The organism is Streptomyces sp. NPDC026522, from assembly GCF_055567555.1.
On record NZ_JBVHQF010000020.1, the window covers coordinates 1 to 20,105 of the forward strand.

At 68.9% G+C, this 20,105-nt stretch carries 17 protein-coding genes and 3 pseudogenes; 9 read left to right on the forward strand and 11 right to left on the reverse strand.

Translation table 11 applies throughout. The annotated features are described in order from the left end of the window. Positions 1-207, forward strand: a pseudogene (locus tag ACZ4M3_RS34430) (dihydrolipoyl dehydrogenase); the annotation flags it as partial. 383 nt (positions 208-590) lie between these two features. Here ACZ4M3_RS34430 and ACZ4M3_RS34435 read toward each other — a convergent pair. Beyond that, positions 591-1,826 carry a Vps62-related protein gene (locus ACZ4M3_RS34435; RefSeq protein WP_467739471.1) on the reverse strand — a complete coding sequence of 412 codons (1,236 nt, stop codon included), beginning with the start codon at positions 1,824-1,826 and terminating at the stop codon, positions 591-593. Positions 1,827-2,294: 468 nt separating this feature from the next. Here ACZ4M3_RS34435 and ACZ4M3_RS34440 point away from each other — a divergent pair, with 468 nt between their 5' ends. Next, a complete protein-coding gene (locus ACZ4M3_RS34440; protein ID WP_467739473.1) occupies positions 2,295-3,440 on the forward strand; it encodes an SMI1/KNR4 family protein in 1,146 nt (381 codons plus the stop codon). Positions 3,441-3,513: 73 nt separating this feature from the next. Here ACZ4M3_RS34440 and ACZ4M3_RS34445 read toward each other — a convergent pair whose 3' ends face one another. From ACZ4M3_RS34445 to ACZ4M3_RS34465, 5 genes and pseudogenes are all read right to left on the reverse strand, one after another. Next, positions 3,514-4,263, reverse strand: coding sequence for a transposase (locus ACZ4M3_RS34445; RefSeq protein WP_467739475.1), 750 nt, complete (start codon positions 4,261-4,263; stop codon positions 3,514-3,516). Between the two features lie 614 nt (positions 4,264-4,877). Continuing rightward, entirely contained in the window at positions 4,878-5,333 is a 456-nt protein-coding gene (locus ACZ4M3_RS34450) for a hypothetical protein (RefSeq protein ID WP_467739477.1), read from the reverse strand. 149 nt (positions 5,334-5,482) lie between these two features. After that, on the reverse strand, positions 5,483-5,878 hold the full coding sequence (locus tag ACZ4M3_RS34455; RefSeq protein WP_467739479.1) for an aldo/keto reductase: 396 nt from the start codon (positions 5,876-5,878) through the stop codon (positions 5,483-5,485). A gap of 240 nt (positions 5,879-6,118) precedes the next feature. Continuing rightward, positions 6,119-7,030 (reverse strand): annotated as a pseudogene (locus ACZ4M3_RS34460) (IS5 family transposase). A 376-nt stretch (positions 7,031-7,406) separates the two neighbouring features. Continuing rightward, a complete protein-coding gene (locus ACZ4M3_RS34465) occupies positions 7,407-7,940 on the reverse strand; it encodes an undecaprenyl diphosphate synthase family protein (RefSeq protein ID WP_467739578.1) in 534 nt (177 codons plus the stop codon). Between the two features lie 71 nt (positions 7,941-8,011). Here ACZ4M3_RS34465 and ACZ4M3_RS34470 point away from each other — a divergent pair, with 71 nt between their 5' ends. Both ACZ4M3_RS34470 and ACZ4M3_RS34475 read left to right on the forward strand, forming a co-directional pair. Then, positions 8,012-8,311, forward strand: coding sequence for a Ku protein (locus tag ACZ4M3_RS34470; protein WP_467739481.1), 300 nt, complete (start codon positions 8,012-8,014; stop codon positions 8,309-8,311). 231 nt (positions 8,312-8,542) lie between these two features. Then, positions 8,543-9,706 (forward strand): CAP domain-containing protein, encoded by a 1,164-nt coding sequence (locus tag ACZ4M3_RS34475; RefSeq protein ID WP_467739483.1) that lies wholly within the window; start codon positions 8,543-8,545, stop codon positions 9,704-9,706. Positions 9,707-10,060: 354 nt separating this feature from the next. Here ACZ4M3_RS34475 and ACZ4M3_RS34480 read toward each other — a convergent pair. The 3 genes and pseudogenes from ACZ4M3_RS34480 to ACZ4M3_RS34490 all read right to left on the reverse strand — a co-directional run. Then, a pseudogene (locus tag ACZ4M3_RS34480) lies at positions 10,061-10,403 on the reverse strand (transposase family protein); the annotation flags it as partial. Between the two features lie 245 nt (positions 10,404-10,648). Beyond that, positions 10,649-11,782 carry an FAD-dependent oxidoreductase gene (locus tag ACZ4M3_RS34485; protein WP_467739485.1) on the reverse strand — a complete coding sequence of 378 codons (1,134 nt, stop codon included), beginning with the start codon at positions 11,780-11,782 and terminating at the stop codon, positions 10,649-10,651. 71 nt (positions 11,783-11,853) lie between these two features. After that, positions 11,854-13,386 carry an MDR family MFS transporter gene (locus ACZ4M3_RS34490; RefSeq protein ID WP_467739487.1) on the reverse strand — a complete coding sequence of 511 codons (1,533 nt, stop codon included), beginning with the start codon at positions 13,384-13,386 and terminating at the stop codon, positions 11,854-11,856. 170 nt (positions 13,387-13,556) lie between these two features. On the opposite strand from ACZ4M3_RS34490, the gene ACZ4M3_RS34495 reads away from it, so the two are divergent. Continuing rightward, on the forward strand, positions 13,557-14,162 hold the full coding sequence (locus ACZ4M3_RS34495; RefSeq protein WP_467739488.1) for a TetR/AcrR family transcriptional regulator: 606 nt from the start codon (positions 13,557-13,559) through the stop codon (positions 14,160-14,162). A 783-nt stretch (positions 14,163-14,945) separates the two neighbouring features. Here the strand turns inward: ACZ4M3_RS34495 and ACZ4M3_RS34500 are convergent. Further along, positions 14,946-15,845: a phenylalanine 4-monooxygenase gene (locus ACZ4M3_RS34500; RefSeq protein ID WP_467739490.1), complete on the reverse strand. Its 900-nt coding sequence runs from the start codon at positions 15,843-15,845 to the stop codon at positions 14,946-14,948. A 361-nt stretch (positions 15,846-16,206) separates the two neighbouring features. On the opposite strand from ACZ4M3_RS34500, the gene ACZ4M3_RS34505 reads away from it, so the two are divergent. From ACZ4M3_RS34505 to ACZ4M3_RS34520, 4 genes are all read left to right on the forward strand, one after another. Next, entirely contained in the window at positions 16,207-16,374 is a 168-nt protein-coding gene (locus ACZ4M3_RS34505) for a hypothetical protein (protein WP_467739582.1), read from the forward strand. A 353-nt stretch (positions 16,375-16,727) separates the two neighbouring features. Next, positions 16,728-17,051, forward strand: a complete 324-nt coding sequence (locus ACZ4M3_RS34510; RefSeq protein WP_467739491.1) for an EF-hand domain-containing protein — start codon at positions 16,728-16,730, stop codon at positions 17,049-17,051. Next, on the forward strand, positions 17,030-17,290 hold the full coding sequence (locus ACZ4M3_RS34515; RefSeq protein WP_467739492.1) for an EF-hand domain-containing protein: 261 nt from the start codon (positions 17,030-17,032) through the stop codon (positions 17,288-17,290). The genes ACZ4M3_RS34510 and ACZ4M3_RS34515 overlap by 22 nt, the downstream gene beginning before the upstream one ends. Before the next feature lie 472 nt (positions 17,291-17,762). After that, entirely contained in the window at positions 17,763-18,356 is a 594-nt protein-coding gene (locus ACZ4M3_RS34520; protein ID WP_467739493.1) for an isochorismatase family protein, read from the forward strand. A 680-nt stretch (positions 18,357-19,036) separates the two neighbouring features. On the opposite strand, the gene ACZ4M3_RS34525 is transcribed toward ACZ4M3_RS34520, so the two are convergent. Then, positions 19,037-19,774 carry a dienelactone hydrolase family protein gene (locus ACZ4M3_RS34525; protein WP_467739494.1) on the reverse strand — a complete coding sequence of 246 codons (738 nt, stop codon included), beginning with the start codon at positions 19,772-19,774 and terminating at the stop codon, positions 19,037-19,039. Positions 19,775-20,105: the final 331 nt, after the last annotated feature.

Genomic DNA, 20,105 nt, shown 5'->3' on the forward strand with positions numbered 1-20,105 from the left:
CTGATCAGCGACGCCAGGTACGGCGAGCTGCTCGGCGGCCACCTCATCGGCCCCGATGTCACCGAGCTGCTGCCCGAGCTGACCCTGGCCCAGCAGTGGGACCTCACCGTGCACGAGGTCGCCCGCAACGTCCACGCCCACCACACCCTGAGCGAGGCCGTCAAGGAGGCCGTGCACGGCCTGGCCGGACACATGATCAACATGTGAGGCGCCCGCGGCGGCCCCGTCGGCCGGCTCGCCCGCCGACTGGCCTCGAAGTCCAGGAAGTCCTGGAGCGGACACCGCCGCCATCGCCAGATCTCCTGCTCTGCGAGTAGCGCGGCCGCCCGCCGAGGCAAACGTTCAAGCTGAGCCACCACCGTGGTGGTGGCTCAGCTCGTTGCCGCAGCAACGATCTCCTCAACCGTGCCCCGTCAAGCCACTGCTTCCTCCCGGACCGAAAACAAGTCCTCGCCTGCCCCGGCTGCGGCGCCCAGTTCATCCAACCCGCGACCAGCCCGCGCACTGCATGCCCACCCCGTGCCACGCCAGGAACACCCGCGCGCAACAGGCCGAGGATTCGGCCGGACAACGGTATCGGGGTCGGTGTGCTACTGCGGGGCGTCGGGGATGTTGGCCTCGGTTTCGCCGAAGGCTTCGGCGGTGGTGGCCTGCGGGGTGTCAATCCCGTCGACGTTGGCCACGACCCCCGCACCGCCGGGGTATTCGCCGGTGACGTAGGAGTCGACGTCGAACTTCAGGCCGCCTTGGCCGCCGATGGCCGCACCGCCCTTGCGGACCGCGATGATCTCGTGTGTCGCCGACCACAAGGCCCCGGAGGACCGCGGCGGTGTGGTGAGGCCATGCGTTTTGGTGACCGAGTTGAGCAGCGAGACGCCGGTCCGGGTGCTGTAGCCGAGTTCGGTGGTCACGCTGGTCTCCACCGAGGCGCTGAATCCCTTGGCCTCGATGCCGACCGATGCGCTGACCGTGACGCTGGTCTTCTTGCTGAACTCCTCGCTCTTTTCCTTGGTGACGCCGGTGGTGACGGCCACGCTCGACTCGGCTGGCGTGGTGCCGGCCTCGTTGTTCCGGAAGATCTGCAGGCTGTAGTTGACGCGGCGTTCCAGGGTGTAGAACGGCGAGTTCGCAGCCTGCCAGGCGATGGTCTTGTCGGGGTCCTTGATGATCGTGCACGGGACTGTCACCGCGCGGTCTGTGATCTGCGCGACCGGGTCGGGCTCGCGGTGGGAGGTCAGCACCGGGGTGGCCGGGGGATTGCGTTTGGCGATGACCGCGGGCAGGTCCAGGACGTACACCGCTTCGGTCGGGCGGTCGTAGCTGCCGTGGGCACGCAGCAGGTCGGCGCCGAGGATCAGGCGTTCGGTGCTGTCGGAGGGGTAGCGGGGCGGGCGGATCTGCCAGATGGAGACGTCACTCTTGGACCCGGACTTCTTGTCGTTCCAGATGAGGTCGCCGATCACGCCCTCGCGCACGTAGCTGCGGCCCGCCAGTTCCCTGCGGATGCAGGCGTAGTACGCGGGGTTCGGCGCGTCCCAGCTGAAGTCGGCGAACACGTCCCCGAGGGCGACGTAGCCGGCCGGCGGGATCGGCCGCCACACCGAACCGTCCCTCTTCGCACCCGACCCGCGGTCGTTCCAGATGAGTTCGAACCGGACCGGGGGCTTGACCATCGTGTCGGCGGCGTTCGTACCGCGGACCAGTATCGTGGCCCGCTTGCCGGTGATGTCGGCTTGGGTATTGCTGCCGAGGCTCCCGAGGTAGCGCCAGCCCTGCGCGTAGAGCGTGCCTCCCCCGAAATCCGGGTTGAAGAACACGCCGTCCATGGCGGCTCCCGACCCATCGTCATCCCACCGCCGGAGGAACCGGTCCGTCACCGCGATGTCCAAGGCCCCGTACCTGACGCTCTCGACCATCCCTGGTCTCCTTCCCACGTGACTCTTGGGCCAGCCGCCGACTCGGAACAACCGCCCGCTTTGTACCGAAGGTTATGGTCCGACTACGGAAAGCGTTCGGCCCGTTGGGGTCTGACGTCCGGATTCGGTTGCCTTATGGCCCGATAGGCGGCCTTGTGGTGCCTTTGCGTCATTGAGCTTCTTCGAGTTGGCCACCGATCGGGTGATTGCGACTGAGCGCTTGCGTGTCGAGTGGGCGGTTGCAGCGTCCGGTGCCAGCAGCTTGGTGAGCCGGGACAAGGGGCCCCTCGAAGCTTGCCGGCCTGAACGCCAACCCGGCGGCAAGGCCAGTGAGCGACGAGCAAGCTGTTGTCAGCCGCTGGTTCTAAGGTCGGCCCTATGACATCAGACCTGGTCCAGGACTCATGGACTCGCATCGACGCGTGGCTGCGCGAGCACGCGCCCCGCACGTTTGCCACGCTTCGGCCGCCTGCAGGTGGCGAGGAGATCGCGGCAGCGCAACAGGAACTGGGGGTCACCTTTCCTCCGGACCTGGTCGCTTCGCTCCTCCGGCACAACGGGGCGCTGGAGGGACCTGAGGCTTTCCGCTCCAGCACGGGCGACCGGCTGCTCGGAGTGAGCGGGATCCTCGGGGACACCGGGTTCATGCGCGGCATCGACCAGGGCCTCGACGGGGAGACCGAGGGCTACTGGCTTCACGATTACGTGAAGTTCGGTTCTTACGACGTGACGTCGGACGGTCTTCTGATGGATTGCCGTACCGGGCGGGACTCCTTCGGCTCGATCGGGCGGTTCTTCGACGAGACCGGCACCAGTTTCGGGGAGGCCGACTCGCTGGGTGAGTATCTGGCCGAATTGGCCAGCATGCTTGAGCGCGGCCAGGACGGTGGTGTCGTCACGTTCAACGGACGGCTGTTCTGGGAGGGGCGTCCGCCTGCCAGGCCGCAGTACAGCGCCGACGAGCCCCTTCCCGCACCGGATGAGCAGCTGCCAGAGCTGGACCTGTCCTACAGTCCCACCGACCTCCTCCACGTGAGCCACCTGGACGGGCATGAGGAACTCGGTGCGCTGATCGCGACCCTGCCGTATGAGCAGGTGGTCGACGCCGCGCGGAAGCAGCTGCGCAGACTGGCGGTCGAAACGGGCCTGAACAACTACCCGGAGGTCAAGACAGCCCTGGACGCGTGGGAGCACGGTGTGACCCCGCCACAGCCGGACCAGACCGGCCCCCTCGCCTTGCGCCTCCGCGCGGTGCTCGCACAGGCCGACACCGGCCGAGACCACACACGCAGGTGGGCCGCGGAGAAAATAGCCCTCGGGATCTGGGGGTCCCCGTACAGGTCCGTGTGCGAGAGCGCGGAGACCCGGAGTCACTTCACTCTCAACTGGCGTGCGGACCTGCAAGCGGACCTGGGCAATCAGCCCCTGCCACCGATACCTGACGACCGATTCTGGGGGGCGCTGCGCAACCCCGCCATCGACTCCAGTTGGTGCGCGGCCCAGTACCGCCAAGATCAGGACTGACCCCAGGGGTTTCGTCTCCGGGTGAGCGCTTCATATGGCGGTTATCGCCAGACGAAGCGCTCACTAAGGATCTTCAGTGCTGCCGCTCCAGCGTGAGGATGGCCTTGACGATTGACGTCATGCGGTTGGGGCTGCACCGGGACCTGCGGAAGATCCGCCAGGACTCCAGGCTCGCGACACCGCGTTCAACGGGCGCTCGTGCTGCGGCCAGCGCCCGGTTGAGGGTCTTCTCGGTGGGAGTGAGTTCCTGGAGTGGCTTGCGTTTGATGCCGGTGGTCAGCCACGGGCCGGCGCCTTGGTAGGCGAGATCGGCCAGGATGGGAACGCCCTGGCGCTCGCAGATCCGGATGATCCCGTGGGCACGGGCGGCGGTCAGGTCGTGTGTGCGGCCCGGCAGGGCGGGCGAGAGCCACAGCAGCCGGCCGTAGGGGTCGGTGACGACCTGCACGTTCACTCCGTGGCGCCGGTATTTGTGGGAGTAGTCGGCCCGGCCGTCGCCGACCCGGTCGCACTCGGCGAGGGTGCCGTCGAGCAGGATGAAGCCGGGATCGCGCTCGCGCAGCGTCTTGAGCAGGCCCGGTGCTCGTTCGGCGAGCAGGTCGACGACCGCGCGGGTGTAGGCGTGGGCGGTGGACTCGCTGATCCCGAACCCGGCGGCGATCTTCGCCAGAGTGGTGTGCTCTCGCAGGTACACCAGTGCCACCATCGCCCGCTGGGACGGACGGAGCTTGCAGCGCCGGTCGCCCTCACGAGTGGCAACCAGCATGGCGACCCACTCCACGAGCGCATGAGGCAGGTCAAGTACGGCAGGGTGGATGACCAACGAGGCTCCCGAGCAACGTGATTGAGACGTCAGATATCTCGATCAACAGCTCGGGGGCCTCGTGCGTTGCGCTTCACATCACCCGATCGGTGGCCAACTCGAAGAAGCTCATTGAGACCGGACTGCACGGATGCAGCCGGACGTACCCGGCAGTCTCCTGAACCGGGCGGTCATATTCACCTGAAAATCGGTCAAAACCATATGTCACGCGACAGCTGCGAGCATGCTCGCAGGGTTCCCCGACGTGCAGGTCGGTGCTGACGGAATGGCCCGCAGGCGGTGATCGCCTCGGTACGGGCAAGCTGACCGCGCAGTAGCTGGCGGCTTGTTGATCAAAATAGGGCGAACCGCTGGATCGGCCTGCCGGCTCTGACCACCCTGACCGTCGACGAGGATCCGGCCGGCCCTGCCAGTGCGCTGCGCCCATGACAGCGGAGCGAGCTCCTCCACCGCCCCCACCGGCGCAGCCCCCGGCCAGGCCGCGCCTGCGGAGCTTGCGGTGCCCGCGCACCGCACCATCAGGTCAGGCGGTTTACGGGCGGCGTGACTGGCCCGGCGACCCGCTCGGGCGGGTCGCCGGGCCGGCCGTGACGGGTCCGCAGGGCGGCGGGGCGTCAGCAGGTGAGGGTGACCTCGTGCACGACCGGCCGGGGCGACCAGGGGAAGGAGGCCACGCCGAACGTGCCGCGGACCGTCGCGCCACAGGGGACGGTGTTCGCCGGGCCGCGCACCTCAAGCGTCGTGGAGGTGAAGACGACCGGCTTGTCCTGCGTGAGGGGCGGGGCACCGGCGCCCACGACCTCGGCGGACAGCGTGGTGGACAGCTCCTTCGGGGCTGGCGTCGGGCCGCCGGGAGAGGGCGGCCCGGCGAGGCTGACCCTGCCGTAGAACTGCACCGCGTTACCAGTGACATCCGCGCACAGCCGGGTGAGCAGGCCTGCCTGGAGACCCGAGTTCCCGCAGGTGGTCACGGTCTGGTCGGCGGCGGCCTCAGGGGTCGCGGCGGCCGGCCCGGCGGCCAGAACGGTCAGGCCGGCGACGCCGACCGCGAGAAGCGCTAAGCGGTTCATGGGGACGTGCTCTCCTTGTGTCTTCGTCGGTGCGTGACGGGTCATCAACGCGCCTTGTGTGATGTGATATTTCACATCACACAAGAATGCGAGATGATCGCGCCCTGAACTCCTTCCGTCCGGGGGTTAACAACTCTCGGGCGCAGTGGTCAGCCCGGCGTTCCGCGGTCGAGTAGCGCCAGCTCCTCCTCGCTCAGCTCCATGTCCGTGGCCCGGGCCGAGTCGGTGGTGGAGGCCGGGCGGATGGCTCCCGGCACCGGGACCGTAGCCGGGGAGCGGGCGAGCAGCCACGCCAGCGAGACCTGCTGCGGGCTGACGCCGCGTCGGGCCACGACGTCGTCGGAGAAGCTCTCTTCCCACCGCTCGAAAGGTAGGTTCGAAGTGACCATCAGGGAGCCCTGTTCGTGAGCAGATGCGATGAGCTGGAAGAACACGTTGGCCGCGTCCTGGTCGAAGGGGATGCAGCCCACCTCGTCGATGATGAACGACTTGTAGCCGCGCATTTCTAGGATTCCGCGCTTCCGTAGCCGTTCCAGTTCGTCCACGCTTCCCCGGGCCGTGCAGGGGATGGGCGGTGATGTCGGCCTCGACCGCGCAGACACGGGGGTGGAGGCAGACTTGGGTGCCTGGGGTGGGTGGTTGCTGCGCCGGTGGGCCACGGCCCAGGAGCCGGCGCGTAATGTTCATGGAGATGCTCGCGCGGATCACTCCCGGCACCGGGGACTGTCGTTGATGATGTCCACGTGATTGACCGCATCAGTGCGCTGATCTCGGCCGGCGGCTTGCTAGGGGGTGTCTGACAAATGATCACGAACTGGTTTCGCGGAGCCAGAGGATCAGAGAGGCCAGAACGACTCCGGCACGGTAGCGGTCGGCGAGCTTGTCGAATCTGGTCGCGATCGCGCGGAACTGCTTGAGGCGTGCGAAGCATCGTTCGACCACGTTGCGCTCGCGGTAGACCTCCTCGTCGAAGGCGGGCGGCCGGCCGCCGAGGCGCCCTCGGCGCCGGCGGTTGGCCGCTTGATCGCGGCGCTCGGGGATGGTGACGGCGATACCGCGGCGCCGCAGCAGGTGCCGGATCGCCCGGCTGGAGTAGGCCTTGTCGCCCAGGACTCGGGTTGGCGTCCTGCGCGGGCGGCCGGTGCCGACTCTCGGAACGCGGATCCCGTCGAGGACCTGACTGAAGGCGGTGGCGTCGTTGAAGTTGCCGGGCGTGAGCACGACGGACAGGGGCAGGCCCCGGCCGTCGACGGCGAGGTGGACCTTGGTGGTCAGCCCGCCTCGGGACCGGCCGAGGGCCTGGCGCGTCTGCGAGCGGCCCGGATCTTCCAGTTCGTCCCCGTCTGCGGCCCCTTTTTGCGGGCGCCGGCGGCGTGCTGGTGAGCACGGTTGACCGTGGAATCGACGGCGACGGTCCATTCCACCCGGCCCACCGCGTCGTCGCGGACCTGGACGTGTTCCAGCAACTTCGCCCAGGTCCCGTCCGCTTCCCAGCGGGCGAACCGCTCGTAGACGGTCTGCCAGGGTCCGTACCGCTCGGGCAGATCGCGCCACGGAGCCCCGGTCCGCAGCCGCCACAGCACCCCGTTGACCACCTGCCGGTGATCACGCCACGGACGGCCACGCCCATCCACCCGCGGCAACAAGGGCTCTATTCGCTCCCACGCCGCTTCCGTCAACTCGCCTCGACCGGCCACAAGATCAATGATCAGAGTGCTCGTGCTCGGACTTTCGCGCGGGGTCCGTGATGAAACGGCTCAGCCGGTAGGTGGTCGGCACCGCCAGGCGTCCGCACAGCGTGTCGATCCGGATCATCGACCCGTCGACTCCTGCTTCCCGAAGAAAGCGCAAGGTCGTACGCATCTCCGCCTGGTCCGGAGTCTCAACAACCACTTCCCACTGTCCCGCGTCCGACGCGGTGCGAGCAGCAACCCACTGCCGCGCGTCCTCTTGCCGCCGCCTTCTTTTCCCCTGTCCTGGCACCTGCCCAGAATCACTGGCTGACGTCAGGACGGCAAGGCAATTGGACGGAGCACGCACACGCTCGGTGATCATTTGCCAGACAAGCCCTAGTCAGCATGCTGCTGCTCGGCGTTGCTGTTCGCGATTACCGGTCCGGGGCCACGGCTCTGTGGCTGGTGGCCGGAGCTGCGCTCGTCCTCCTCGCCTTGTCACGCTCGTGCGGGATCTGCGGCGACTGCGCACCGGGCGGACGGGCTGACACGAAGCCCCGGCCCCTAGCTCGTCGCCCGTGACGAACCCGAGCGCAGCGAATACGCGCCGCAGGGCCCGGCCGAGACGTAAGCACCCGGCCGGGCTTCGACGACACCGGGCTTCTACCGGGCCCAGTCGATACCGAGGGCGGCCCGGGAGCTCGCGCTGTTCGGGGGTGACTGCTCGGCGGCGGGTTTGAGTGGTGGACAGCAGTACCCCGAGCCGTACCGGGGTGCCGTCGGGGAGTGCGGGTGCTGCGGTTGCGGGTGTGGCGCCGTGATGGCGTTGGCGGTGGCTGTATTCGGTGATGGCCTGCCGGAGGTGGCGGCGGTCGATGTCGGGCCAGCAGTCGTGGGTGAAGTGGAGCTCGGCGTAGGCGGCCTGCCAGGGCAGGAAGTTGGCGGTGCGTTGTTCGCTGCCGGTGCGTCAGAGCAGTCGACGTCGGGCAGGTCGGGGTGGGGCAGGTGCTGGAGCGCAGCAGCAAGGTCGCGGTCGCCAAGTTCGCGATGCGTGACCGGGAGCGGCTGGGGCTGCTGCGGGTGCTGGATGATGTGATCGTTTTGCAGGGGATGAGGTGGCCGGACGGGATCCGGGACGCCGGGCGGGTCGAGGTGCCGGAGGTGGAGGCGGAGGTGGAGGCGGAGGTGTCCGATGATGGGCGACGTGTGAGTTGCAGTGGTTGGCGGCAAGGCCCTGTGGCGGTGGGTGTCGAGGCGGGAACGCTGATCGCAAACACAGTCGCCGTATTCACCCGAGTGGAGTAATCGGCCGATGGCCTGACGGGTGGATCTGCTCCGAATGGGCGACGATGATCTCATCGTCCGGCGTACGGAGACCTCCCCGCCGACTTCATCCACGTGCGGTCGATCCGGGCGTGCGGAATACGGCACCCCGGCATTTTCGCCCGCATGGGAAACCCTTACCCGTATTCGGGGTGTTCCATGAAACCAAAGCCTTTCGCAACCGCGGCTGCGCTCGTGTGCAGCCTTACCATAATGGGACCGGTAGCGGCAGCCTCCCCCCATGCACGCGCCGCTTCGGCCCCTGCCTCCGAGGAGAAATCTCCCACCTGTCCCTCGCCCGACGCCCCGCCCGGAACGGGCTCACGGATATCCGCGGCCGACGCTGCCGAGATCGTCCGCATTCACAACGACGCGCGCCGGGCAGCCATCCAGAAGTACAGCCCCGGCTCTTCCGTGGTTTCTGTCGCATGGAACCCCAAGCTTGCCTGTGACGCGCAGGCCTGGGCCGATGACCCTGTATCAAGCCAGGGCGGCGGACTGCACCACAGCAGCCGTGACACCAACGGTAACGAGGGTGAGAACCTTTTCAATGCCTTCCCTGGCCCGGCGCGGCCGCTGATGGCACTGGACCCCGCCGTGAGTTTCAGCTGGACGGCGGAGAAGCCCAAGTTCGACGCCGACAACAATGCCCCGATCAACAGCAGTGCATCCGCGGGCACCAATTACCGTGCGTGGGGTCATTACTCCCAGATGATATGGATGTCGCCCGCGTCAGCGACCACGGCAGTCGGTTGCGGCGTGAAAGAGGGCGTGCCCGTGGCGGGCAGTACGGGCTGGATTCTCGTGTGCCGGTACGCCGCGGCAGGCAATATCAACGGGCAGCGGGCCGTCGCCCCGGCTGCGGCACCAGCCGCGGGCTGTGACCCGGCCGCTGTCAACCGGGCGCCGACCGCCGGCACGGAAGCCCAGGCGAGGGCTGCCGTGATCTGCCTGATCAACGCGCAGCGCACACAGCGCGGGCTGCCCGCCCTCACCGTCAACCAGCCGCTGACCAACGCGGCCCAGCAGCATGCCGCCGCATCGGTGCAGCTGAGGTGGTGGGGGCCGGGCAAGGACTCCCACCGCAATCCCCAGACCGGCTCGACACCGCAGAGCCGCATCCAGGCGGCCGCATACTGCCCGAACCCCCGGTCGTGGGAGTTCAGTGAGATCACGTACACCGGCTGGGCCGGATCGGGAACCCCGCAGGCCGCCGTGAACTGGTGGATGAACAGCCCCGGCCATCGCGCCATCATCCTCAAGCCGTCCCTGCGCGACATCGGCGCGGCGGCCCTGCCCGGAGCGGCGGACCCGGCCGGCGCATCGTCGTCCAACACCGGCACCTACGTCGTGGACTTCGGACGCTGCCAGCAGTGATGCCCCCGCGGGAGTTCGGCAACCGGCCGCGCCGGACGTCACCTTGGTGACCCGGACGCCCGTGCCCGGCGCCCCGGCCGGCTCCCTGCTTCCGCGGCCGTCCGGCGCACTGCGGCCGCAGCTCGGGCGGCTGGACCCGTACGGCGGCACGCGCGGCCTGGGCCGTCAGACCGCGGGGGCCACCCGCTGGTGCCGGGCTGACCGGCTCGACCTCGCGGACGTCGGTGGCGTCATCGTCGCCCGCGGGGGCGAGCTCACCCTGCGCCGCCCGCTGGACGACGCCCGACGCCCTCGCCGTCGCCGCCTGCGCGGCCGCCCGCTTGCTCACCACCGTGTACGTTGCCGGGCTCCCGCTTCCGGAATCACGGTCTTGATAGCGCGTTTGCGCAGGTAGGAGTAATTGCCCCGAGACGAGTAGGCCTTATCCGTGGCGACCGCGCCGAGCCTGGTGCGGGGCAGGCCGACGGGCAGACGGACCCATACCTTCTTGAGCACGGGGATGAACTGCGGGCTGTCTCCTTTCCTGCACGGCTTCTTCAAGAGCGTCCAGGGGCTTGCCGCCCCGGAGTCCTGCGGCGTCGTGGTGGGCGCGGAGTGTTGTGGAGTCCAGGCTGACCAGTGACAAGGCCGTTGTGCCCACCCGGGCAGCTTCGGCGATCAGGCCTTCCAGCAGGGCGGTGAAGACGCCGGCGTCCCGATGGAGGCCGTCGAAGGCGCCCCGCCCCGCTCAAGGGCCGGCCCCACTTCCTGCACCGCTACCTGTTCAGCATCAACGCCAGTAGTCCTGGCCGGGCCGCGCCCGCTGCGTGACCCCGCCGCTCCCGAGGAGGGCGAGGAGGACGGGAGGTTTGAGCGAGGTCCGGGGTCTGCCCGCAGCTGTCATTCAGGACCCGGCACCTTCGTGAATGTCTGGTGTCCGGTGCCTGTGGTCGCTGGTGCTCTTCAGTGGCTCTCGTCGTCGACGAAGTCGGGCAGTTCGGTGGAGATCAGTTCCGCGGCGCCGTTTTCGAGGGCCTTCTGCATGTCGTTGGAGCGGGGCAGCATGGTCTCCTCGTACCTGCGGATGGCGCCTGTGACGGTGCTGCTGTTGACGACGGTGAGGGCGAGCTCGCAGGCGTCGAGCATGGCGAGGTTGACGCCGACGCCGAGAGGGGGCATGAGGTGGGCGGCGTCGCCGAGGAGGGTGACGGTGGGGTTGTGGTCCCAGGTGTGGGGGACGGGCAGGGCGTTGATGGGGCGGTCGACATAGAGGCCGTCGTTATCGGTGAGCAGGCGGCGCAGGCTCGGGGACCAGTCGCGGAACTGCTCCAGGAGGTATGCGCGGAGGGCGTCGGTGTCCTGGGTGGTGAGGCCGGCGTCGGTGATCCAGGTGCGGGGCAGGCGCTGGATGATGTAGACGCGGAGGCGGTCGCCGCTGTTGCGCTGGGCGAACACGCCGCGGTCGCCGTCGGCGGCAGCGGCGGCGCCCTGGCCGACGAGTGCGGAGATCTCGGGGTGCCTGTTCTCGACGTCGTGGAACCAGGCTTCGAGGAAGCTGATGCCGGTGTACTCGGGGAGGGCCGGGGAGATCGCGCGGCGGACCTTGGACCAGGCGCCGTCGGCGCCGATGACGAGGTCGGCCTCGACGGTGGCGCCGTCGGCGAAGTGCAGCTGACGCGGGCCGTCGTCGGGACCCTCGACCGAGGTGAGGGCCTGGCCCCAGAGTACCGTGCCCGGCTGGAGGGAGTTCAGCAGGAGGTCGCGGAGGTCGCCGCGGTCGATCTCCGGCTTGAAGAGTTCGCCCTCTTCGGGGGTGTGGTGGAAGAGGATTCTCCCGGTCGGGTCCATCTGGCGCATCTCCTGGCCCTCGGGGCGCGAGAGGCGGAAGAACTCGTCCAGCAGACCGGCTTCGCGCAGGGCGATCTGGCCGTTGTCCTCGTGGAGATCGAGGGAGCCGCCCTGGTTGCGGACTTGGGGGCCGGCCTCGCTGTCGAAGACGGTGACGGGAATGTTGTGGCGCTGGAGGATGCGGGCACAGGTCAGGCCGCCAGGGCCGGCACCGATGATCGCGATGCGGGGGGTGGGGGTGGTGCTCATGGTGGTGCTCCGTTCCTTGTGCGCGGCGCTGTGATGCCGCAAGTGGGGGGACGATATGTGGCCTTGAGGGGTCAGTTGGCAGTCCCGACGGGGCTCTTCGTGCCCTCGGCAGCCGCGGGCGGGCCGGCCTTCTTCAGCGGGATCTCGATGATGAAGAGAGCGGCGACGAAGGCGACGGCGCAGACGACCGCGGCGGTGAGGCAGATGTGGCTGGTGCCGGTGGAGACCGCGTCAAGGTAGGCGTCCTTGGCCCCCGCGGGCAGCTTCTCCAGCGCACCGGGGGTGTTCTCGGCGCCTGCGGGCAGTACGGACTGGATGGCGCGGGTGAACAGCGAGCCGAACACCGCGACACCGAGCGAGCCGCCCAGGGTGCGGAATAGGTTGACCGAGCCCATCGCGGCTCCCATGTCCCGCATGCTGACGCTGTTCTGCGCGATGGTGCCCGACATCTGCATCGTGAAGCCGAGGCCGACGCCGACGAGGACCATGTACAGGCTGGTCAGCAGGTGTGACGTACCGGCGTCCATGGTGGCCAGCAGGCCGAGCCCGGCGACGAGGAAGACCGTACCGACGACCGGGAACATCTTGTACTTGCCGGTGGACGACATGACCTTGCCGGTGATCGTCGAGACGATCACGACGGGGATCATCATCGGCAGCATCAGCAGGCCGGAGTTGGTGGCCGAGGCGCCCTGGACGGTCTGCTGGAACAACGGCAGGTAGAGGCCGGCGCCGAACGTGACCATACCGGCGGCCAGGATCATGACCATGGCCAGGAGGTAGTTGCGGTGGTTGGTGAACACCGTCAGGGGCAGCAGGGGTTCGCTGACGCGCTTCTCCACCATGGTGAACGCGGCCAGTCCGAGCACGGCGACGGCGGCCAGGGACAGAATCTGCCAGGAACGCCAGGCGTAGGTGCTGCCCGCCCAGGTGGCGGAGAGCACGATCGCGGTGATGGCGAGGGTCAGCAGGGCGATGCCCGCCCAGTCGATCTTCGCCTTGATGCGCGTGGTGGGGACGTGCAGCTTCTGCCACAGCCACACCAGCGCGACCAGCCCGAGGGGCAGGTTGACGTAGAAGGCCCAGCGCCAGTTGAAGTGGCCGGTGACGAACCCGCCGAGCAGCGGGCCGCCGATGGTGCCGATGGCCATCACGGAGGCGGTCATGCCCTGGTATTTGCCCCGCTCAAGCGGCGGCACGAGTGCCCCGATCAGTGCAAAGGCGCCCGCGCCGATACCGCCGGCCCCGATGCCCTGCACGACGCGGAAGGCGATCAGCGCGCCCATCGACTGGGACATCCCGCACAGGGCGGAACCGAGGATGAACACGGCGATCGAGGCCAAGTACATGGACTTGCGGCCGAAGAGATCACCGAACTTGCCCCAGAGGGGCGTCGTCACTGCGGTGACGAGTGCGTAGGCGGTGACGACCCAGGAGATGTGCTCCAGGCCGCCGAGGTCGCCGACGATCGTGGGCATCGCGGTGCTGACGACCATGTTGTCGAGCATCGACAGCAGCATCGCGAGCATCACGCCGAGCAGCACCCAGCGCACGTTCTTCGGCACCGCATGCGGAGCGGACGGGAGAGACGTGGTCGTGGACATGACTGATCACCCCTTTCGGACAGGGAGACAAGGAAGCAGGGAGTGGTGAGGGGAGAGCCCGGGGGACGGTGGTTCGCAGGCCGGGCTCCTGCTCCAGCAGAGCACAACGACTCACTAAGTGCAACCGTTGCACTTTTTGAGTTGGGCAACCTTGGAGTAGGATCTGCCGTATGCCCGAGACCCAGCCCCCCTCCGCAGCGGCGCCGACGGGACGCCGCGAGCGCAAGAAGGCCGCCACCCGTCGGGCCATCGCCGACGCCGCGCTGCGCCTGTTCCTGGAGCGCGGATACGACGACGTCGGGATCCGCGAGATCGCGGAGGAGGCGGACGTGTCCACCACCACCCTGTTCAAGCACTTCCCGGTCAAGGAGGCCCTCGTCTTCGACGAGGACGCCGACCAGGAAGCGCTTCTGCTCGCCGCCGTCCGCGAACGCCCGGCGGGGCAGTCGATCCCCGCGGCCCTGCGCGAGCACGCGCTGCGCTACCGCATGGCCGCGACCGGTACTGACGCGCGCTTCACCGCGTTCTTCGACCTGATCAACACCACCCCGGCGTTGCGCGACTACGTCCAGGCCATGTGGCTGCGACACGCCGAAGCGCTCGCCCAGGTGATCGCGCAAGAGGCCGGCCTGCCGCAGAACGACGCCGCCTGCATCACGCTGGCCCACTTCGCCCTGGAAGCCCCACGCGTCGCCCGTGGGCACGACGACCCCCACCAGGCCATCAGCGCAGCCTTCGACCTGCTGGAGCACGGCTGGCCGCCACACAATCGGTGAGCACTCTCCGATCTCCATCCACTTCCGCGCGGCGACCCGGGCGTTCTTCAGCCAGATCCCCACCGCTGCACCCTGGAAGGCGGCGTCCACCGGCGCCAGGACGTGCCCGTGCTCCTCCGCCCGACCGCGCGCGGCGGACAGTCCTCCCACGCGACATCGAAGTGCGACCGGACCATGCCGAGCTTCACCAACTGCGCGACACGCCCCTCGTCCATGTCCCCGCGGCTGTAGAAGCGGCGGGCGTCGGCCGTCCAGCGCCCTTTCCAACACGGAATTCCTCAACGAGGTGGGGTCCTCCTTCACCCTGGTCAAGGGCCGAGACGGCGCCCACGTCGGGACCTGCACCGTGGACAGTCCCACCGAGGTGCGCTGCGCGGCCACGGGCAACGGAGCGGTGGGCACCGGGGACGACCTGCGACCCGCGCGGGAACTCGTTCTGAGGGCTGCGTCTTCGTCCTGTGCGGCGACGGCTGAGGTGTTCTGGTTCGAGGTGGGCGGGACCGTTGACACAGGCCCGGACGGCGACGTGATCACCCCCACCACCGGAGGGCGCTGCGAGCAGACGTAAGGGCGTACCCCCGGCAAGGCGATGGTGGCGGGGACGGTGCGCGCTGCCGGCCGGGATGGCGGTCAGCCGGTCGGGTGGGCGGACGGGTCCGAGCGCCAGGGGCTCCTCGGCTTTGCGGAGGACTGCCCGGTGGCCTCCACCCGTCCCGCATCTGCGGGGAGGGCGGCGATACCCGCTCTGCGGGGGTGGGTGGGGCGTGCTGCGCCCGCTCGCTTTCATCGGGTGGGCGGACGGGCCATATAGCCGCGCTCGGACAGGATGGGCAGGCGGTAGCGATCGCGCGTGGACTCGTCGAAGTCGTCGAGGAACCCGTGGAGCAGGTCGGCGAGGTGGGCCAGGGATTGGACGGTGAAGAGGACGGGCTGGTAGCCGGCGACCTGGTACGGCATCCGGACCAGCTCGGCGAGGTCGAACGGCCGCAGGTCGGCCTGGGCGAAGCGCCCGAGCTCGCCGTAGGACGACAGCAGGGCCGCCCCGTACGCTCTGGGCCGCCGCTGCTCGAGGACGGTGCCGTATTCGAGGGTGAACCAGTACACGCGGCTGATCAGATCCAGTGCGTCGGCCGTCTCCACCCGGACCGCGGCCCGGCCCACCGTCCGGTACAGGTCGGCGAAGAACGGATCGGCGAGATGGATGCCGTGTCCGAACACGTCGTGCAGGACGTCCGGTTCCGGCGTGTACAGGGGCATCGCTGGATGCCGTACGTACTGCACGGCATGGAAATACCCCTTGGCCATCGCGCCCAGGAAACGCTTGTTCGCAACGATCCCGCCTGCCAGCGTGAAGCGGAAGCCCGTCAGGGCCTGCAGCCGGTCGGAGACCTCCTCGTGCTGCGGGACACCTCCGGCCGGAATCGGCGCGACACCCCGGGCTCCCAGAACTTCCCGGCACGCCCAGAGGTCCTGCGCGCCCAGCAGCGCACCGTGCACGGCGCGCCAAGTGGCATGCTCGGCGTCCGTGTAGTGCACCTCGGGTGAGGGCTCGCCCACCGAGTGGCCCTCCGCCCGTTCGGCGATCAGGTTCTTGCGGCGCACGTAGGCCGGGTCTGCGAAACCGGGATGTTCCCCGGCGCAGCCCACCGTGGTGCCGCCCGCGTCAAGCGGGGTCAGACTCATCCACTCGATCATGAACTGCATCGTGGACCGTCACCCCCTTCATCGTGCTGGCCGCGCCATGAGCCTCACCCACACCAGCGACCCGGCACCCGGTCGCGAGCACTCACCGATTCGGATCTTCTCAATGTTGTAGTCCAAGTGCGCGGCTTCCGGCCGGTGGTGCTGACCGGGAGCTGCCGGGGTCGCAGGCTTGACCGGTGCCGTGGGCCTGTCCGGGGGCTGTTACGACGCTGGGTGAAGGACGCAGCGACCGGGGCTGCGGCGGTGCTTTCACGCAGGTGGTGGGGGCAGTACGAGGATGTGGTCGTCGAGGGTTTCGGTGGTGAGGCCTGCGGCGCGCAGTGCGGCGTCCATGGCATGGGTGTGGCGATTCGAGACGGCTGACGGCACGGAGACGTCACCGGCGGTGGAGCCGGAGGAGTTCACGACGCAGGGGGACGCCGAGTCGTGGATCGGTGAAGTGTGGAAGGAGCTCCTCGACGGCGGCGCCGAGAGGGTAACGCTGTTCGAGGACGACGGCGAGATCTAGGTGATGCGCCTGCGCGTGGTAGCCGGGGCACAGAACTTCGTGCTGGAAGCCATCTGGCGAGAGCAGCAGCGCGGGTCACCGTCCTCACCGGGTGGCGGCCAGCGCTGCTGCGCTCACTCCCCGCCGGGATCGCTCCTTGCGCTGATCGGCGAGCCGGCCGCCGCTACCACGGTGTCGGCCTCGAACGCGGTGGTGGCCCCGAGTGCGCTCCGGCTCAGGTGGGAAGTCCCGTGCTCCATCTGACGGATGAGCGCTTCATCTGTTGTGGCCGAGGTTCAATCTGGAGCCTCGTACGGGTGCTACCGTCCGTCGGGGGCTTTTCGGGCGCTGCTCTGGCAGGCAGGGTGTCGGGCATGGACATCTCGCCGTTCCTGCAGCGCGAGCTCGCCCGCCGCTTCGCCACCTTCGACACCAACCGTGACGGCCATATCGACCGCGCCGACTTCGAGTCGGCCTGCGACCGCCTTGCCACCGCTTTCCAGCTCTCGCCCGACGCCCCGGCGCTCAAGCACATGCGGGAGCTGAGCGACGGCCTGTGGCAGCACTTGTCACGGGCCGCGGACACCTACGTCGATGGACGCATTGCCTCGCCGAGTACCCGGCGGCGTTCGCCGCCGGGCTGCTGGTCACGCCCGCTTCCTTCGACGCCGGGTACATGCCGTTCCTCGATGCGCTGATGGACATCGCGGACGAGGACGGCGACGGGAAACTGACCCGGGATGAGCAGGTTCGCTGGTCCGGCGCCCTGATGGGGCTGCCTGAAGCGGACGCTCGAGAGGTCTTCGGCCGCCTCGACCGGGACGCTGACGGGCTGATCAGCCGGGACGACATGCTCCAGGCAATCCGTGAGTTCTACTTCGACGAGGAGCCCACCTCCACCGGCGTGTGGCTGCTCGGACCACTGGACCCCGCATAGCAAGCAAACCTGTCGCCCAGACGGACCGGTTTGAATGCAGACGGCTGTTCATGTCCACTCGAACCGGCCGTACGGGTCACTACCCCTGACCCGGGCGGCCGACTGCTCCTGCAGACCCGGCGCGGCTCCCTGGTCCACGACCGATTCCCCGATCTGGCCGCAGCCGCCGGGCAGCTACCGGCGGGACGATCTGATCCACGGCCGCGGTAGGGGCGCGTCGCGCCCGTCCGCTTCGCGAGGTAGAGGCAGCCGAGGGCTTCCTCCCAGGTGTGGCTGCCGCTACCGGCGCCCGACGGCAGACCCGGCCCCGACCGCGCACCGCACTTGGCCTCTGACTGCTTCGACAGTGCGAATCGTTCCTGCGGTGAATGTCTGCGGCTGTGTGGGTGAGCGCAGCCCGCCATGTCTCCGGCGCAGGGGAGGGGGCCGGTAGAAGACGGGGGTCGTTCCGTCGTCCTGAGGGGTGTTCCTGATGAGCCGAGGCTTGATCGTCGTGGATGTGCAGAAGGACTTCTGCGAAGGAGGCAGTGTTCCCGTCGCGGGAGGCGCGCAGATCGCCACCGCGATCGCCGAGCTGGTGGAGCTGAGCGCGGACGGTGACTACCAGTACGTCGTGGCCACCCGAGACCACCACATCGACCCGGGCAGCCACTTCTCCTCGAACCCGGACTTCAAGGACAGCTTCCCCGTCCACTGCGTCGCCGGAGACGAAGGCGGAGAATTCCACCCGAACTTCGCCCCTGCCGCTGCTGGCGGCAAGGTCCACGCCGTCTTCTTCAAGGGCGCCCACAGCGCGTCCGAGAGCGGCTTCGAAGGCGCGGACGCCGAAGGCACCTCCCTCGCGGACTGGCTGCGCGCACGCGGGGTGCGGGACGTCGACGTGGTGGGCATTGCAACCGACCACTGCGTGCGCGCCACCGCTCTGGACGCTGCCGCGGCTGGATTCGGAACCCGGGTACGCCTTGACTACACGGTCGGCGTCGCCCCCGAAACCATTGCCGCCACTCTGGACGACTTCCGCCAGGCAGGCATCGAGGTGTCCGGCCAGGCACCGGCGCCGAGGTAGCCCCGGCTGTTGTTGAGCGTCGCCACGACCGCCGCGCTGGCCAGGTCGATGTTGGAGTCCGAGACCTTGAAGCAGTACACGCCCACCTGGTGCGGTGCCGGTTCCCCGGGTGACGGCATCGACGTTCTTGGATCCGAGGAGCGAAGCGGTGCGGCTGACCTTCGCGGCGGCGCGCGCGTACGGGGCGTCCATGCCGGCGGCCGCGGCAGTGCCGGACAGAACGGCCAGCGACGTGACGGCGCCGAGAGCGAGCGCGACGACTCGGCTGGAACGGGAGCACTTCGTACACCCGATGCTCCCCGCTGCCTCCTTCGCGCCTCAGGTCTACTCGGGCAGCAGGGGCGAGCGACGGCAGGGGATCGAAGCGGCACCGATGGTGACGCCCCGCGCTGCTGCGCTCAGTGCTCGCCGGGACGCGGAGTGGCTTCGCACGTGGTCAGCACAGTGAAGCCGCAGTAAATGCATGCACTCGCCCAGGCGGCCGGAACGGACCGCCGCAGATCGCGACGATCACGGCAGGGGCTCCGTCGCAGTAAATCCGTTATCTACTGCGGCAGTTGCGAACGCTTCACCGTGATCGAGTATCCGCTCGAATGTGGTTCTGCTGTGCGGACTTGAGGGGAGGGGGCTGGGTCAGTGCACGACGCGGACCAGGCCTGGCGCCAGCGTGTCTGCCTGGGTCATGCCCCCAGGTCCTGCGTCACGGGCAGGCACTCGGCGAGCAGGTCGACGACGTCGCGCCAGGCTCGCTGCGCGTGCTGTGGGTGGTAGCCGACGCCGGGACGCACGGTGTGGTCGACCGGCGGGTGGTGGAAGGCGTGCAAGGCGCCGCCGTAGACCGCGAGGCGCCAGTCGACGCCCGCGGCCTGCATCTCGGCGGTGAACGCGTTCCGTTGCGCGGGCGGCATGATGGGGTCCTCCGACCCGACCCCGGCCCACACCGGGCAGCGGATGCGCGCCGCCTCGCCCGGTCGGCCCGTGGTGGTTGCGTTGACCGTCCCGATCGCCCGCAGGCTGACGCCGTCGCGCCCGAGTTCCAGCGCGATGGCGCCCCCGGTGCCGTAGCCGATAGCGGCGATCCGGTCGGGGTCGGTCCGCGGTTCGGTGCGCAACACGTCGAGCGCCGCGTGGCCGATGCCCCGCATCCGGTCGGGGTCGGCGAGCAGTGGCATGCACCGGGCCAGCATCTCCTCGGGGTCGCTCAAATAGCGACCACCGTGGAGGTCGAAGGCCAGCGCTACGTATCCCAGCTCGGCGAGAGCGTCGGCCCGGTGGCGCTCGACGTCGCTGAGCCCCGTGCCCTCTGGTCCGAGCAGCACCGCGGGCCGGGGGTCGATACCGGCCGGGAGAGCGAGGTGCCCGATCATCGTCAAACCGTCCGCCGGGTACTCGACCGTACGCGTCGCAATCGTCGTCATGAGACTGGACTGTAGTGATCATCGAGCCCGGTCCGGCCGGTGTTCTGCCGCTGGCAGAACAGCGCGCGTGTTCCTCTGAAATGCGGGGGCCGAGCCCTCAGGACTTCAAGATCATTTCATTGTCCCATTGGCGCGCACCTCGGTCACACCCCAACCCGTGGGCTACTCCACCAGCGGGCGCCACGTCCCCCTCCGGTTCCGCGCGATCCCACCCCGAGAATCCGCGAACCCGTCGGCTTGCCGCTGGGAGGATCTGCGCTGCGCCCCTGAACTCGGCCCGCACCATGGCCGAGAGGCTGGCCGCTGAGCGCACCGTGATGCTGGAAGCCGG

Coding starts and splice junctions, on each gene's coding strand:
- ACZ4M3_RS34515 (WP_467739492.1), top strand. CDS start 17,030: ATGCCGTTCCTCGATGCGCTGATGGACATCGCGGACGAGGACGGCGAC.
- ACZ4M3_RS34485 (WP_467739485.1), bottom strand. CDS start 11,782: ATGAGCACCACCCCCACCCCCCGCATCGCGATCATCGGTGCCGGCCCT.
- ACZ4M3_RS34450 (WP_467739477.1), bottom strand. CDS start 5,333: ATGAACCGCTTAGCGCTTCTCGCGGTCGGCGTCGCCGGCCTGACCGTT.
- ACZ4M3_RS34500 (WP_467739490.1), bottom strand. CDS start 15,845: ATGAGTCTGACCCCGCTTGACGCGGGCGGCACCACGGTGGGCTGCGCC.
- ACZ4M3_RS34510 (WP_467739491.1), top strand. CDS start 16,728: ATGGACATCTCGCCGTTCCTGCAGCGCGAGCTCGCCCGCCGCTTCGCC.
- ACZ4M3_RS34435 (WP_467739471.1), bottom strand. CDS start 1,826: ATGGACGGCGTGTTCTTCAACCCGGATTTCGGGGGAGGCACGCTCTAC.
- ACZ4M3_RS34520 (WP_467739493.1), top strand. CDS start 17,763: ATGAGCCGAGGCTTGATCGTCGTGGATGTGCAGAAGGACTTCTGCGAA.
- ACZ4M3_RS34490 (WP_467739487.1), bottom strand. CDS start 13,386: ATGTCCACGACCACGTCTCTCCCGTCCGCTCCGCATGCGGTGCCGAAG.
- ACZ4M3_RS34495 (WP_467739488.1), top strand. CDS start 13,557: ATGCCCGAGACCCAGCCCCCCTCCGCAGCGGCGCCGACGGGACGCCGC.
- ACZ4M3_RS34440 (WP_467739473.1), top strand. CDS start 2,295: ATGACATCAGACCTGGTCCAGGACTCATGGACTCGCATCGACGCGTGG.
- ACZ4M3_RS34525 (WP_467739494.1), bottom strand. CDS start 19,774: ATGACGACGATTGCGACGCGTACGGTCGAGTACCCGGCGGACGGTTTG.
- ACZ4M3_RS34475 (WP_467739483.1), top strand. CDS start 8,543: ATGGGACCGGTAGCGGCAGCCTCCCCCCATGCACGCGCCGCTTCGGCC.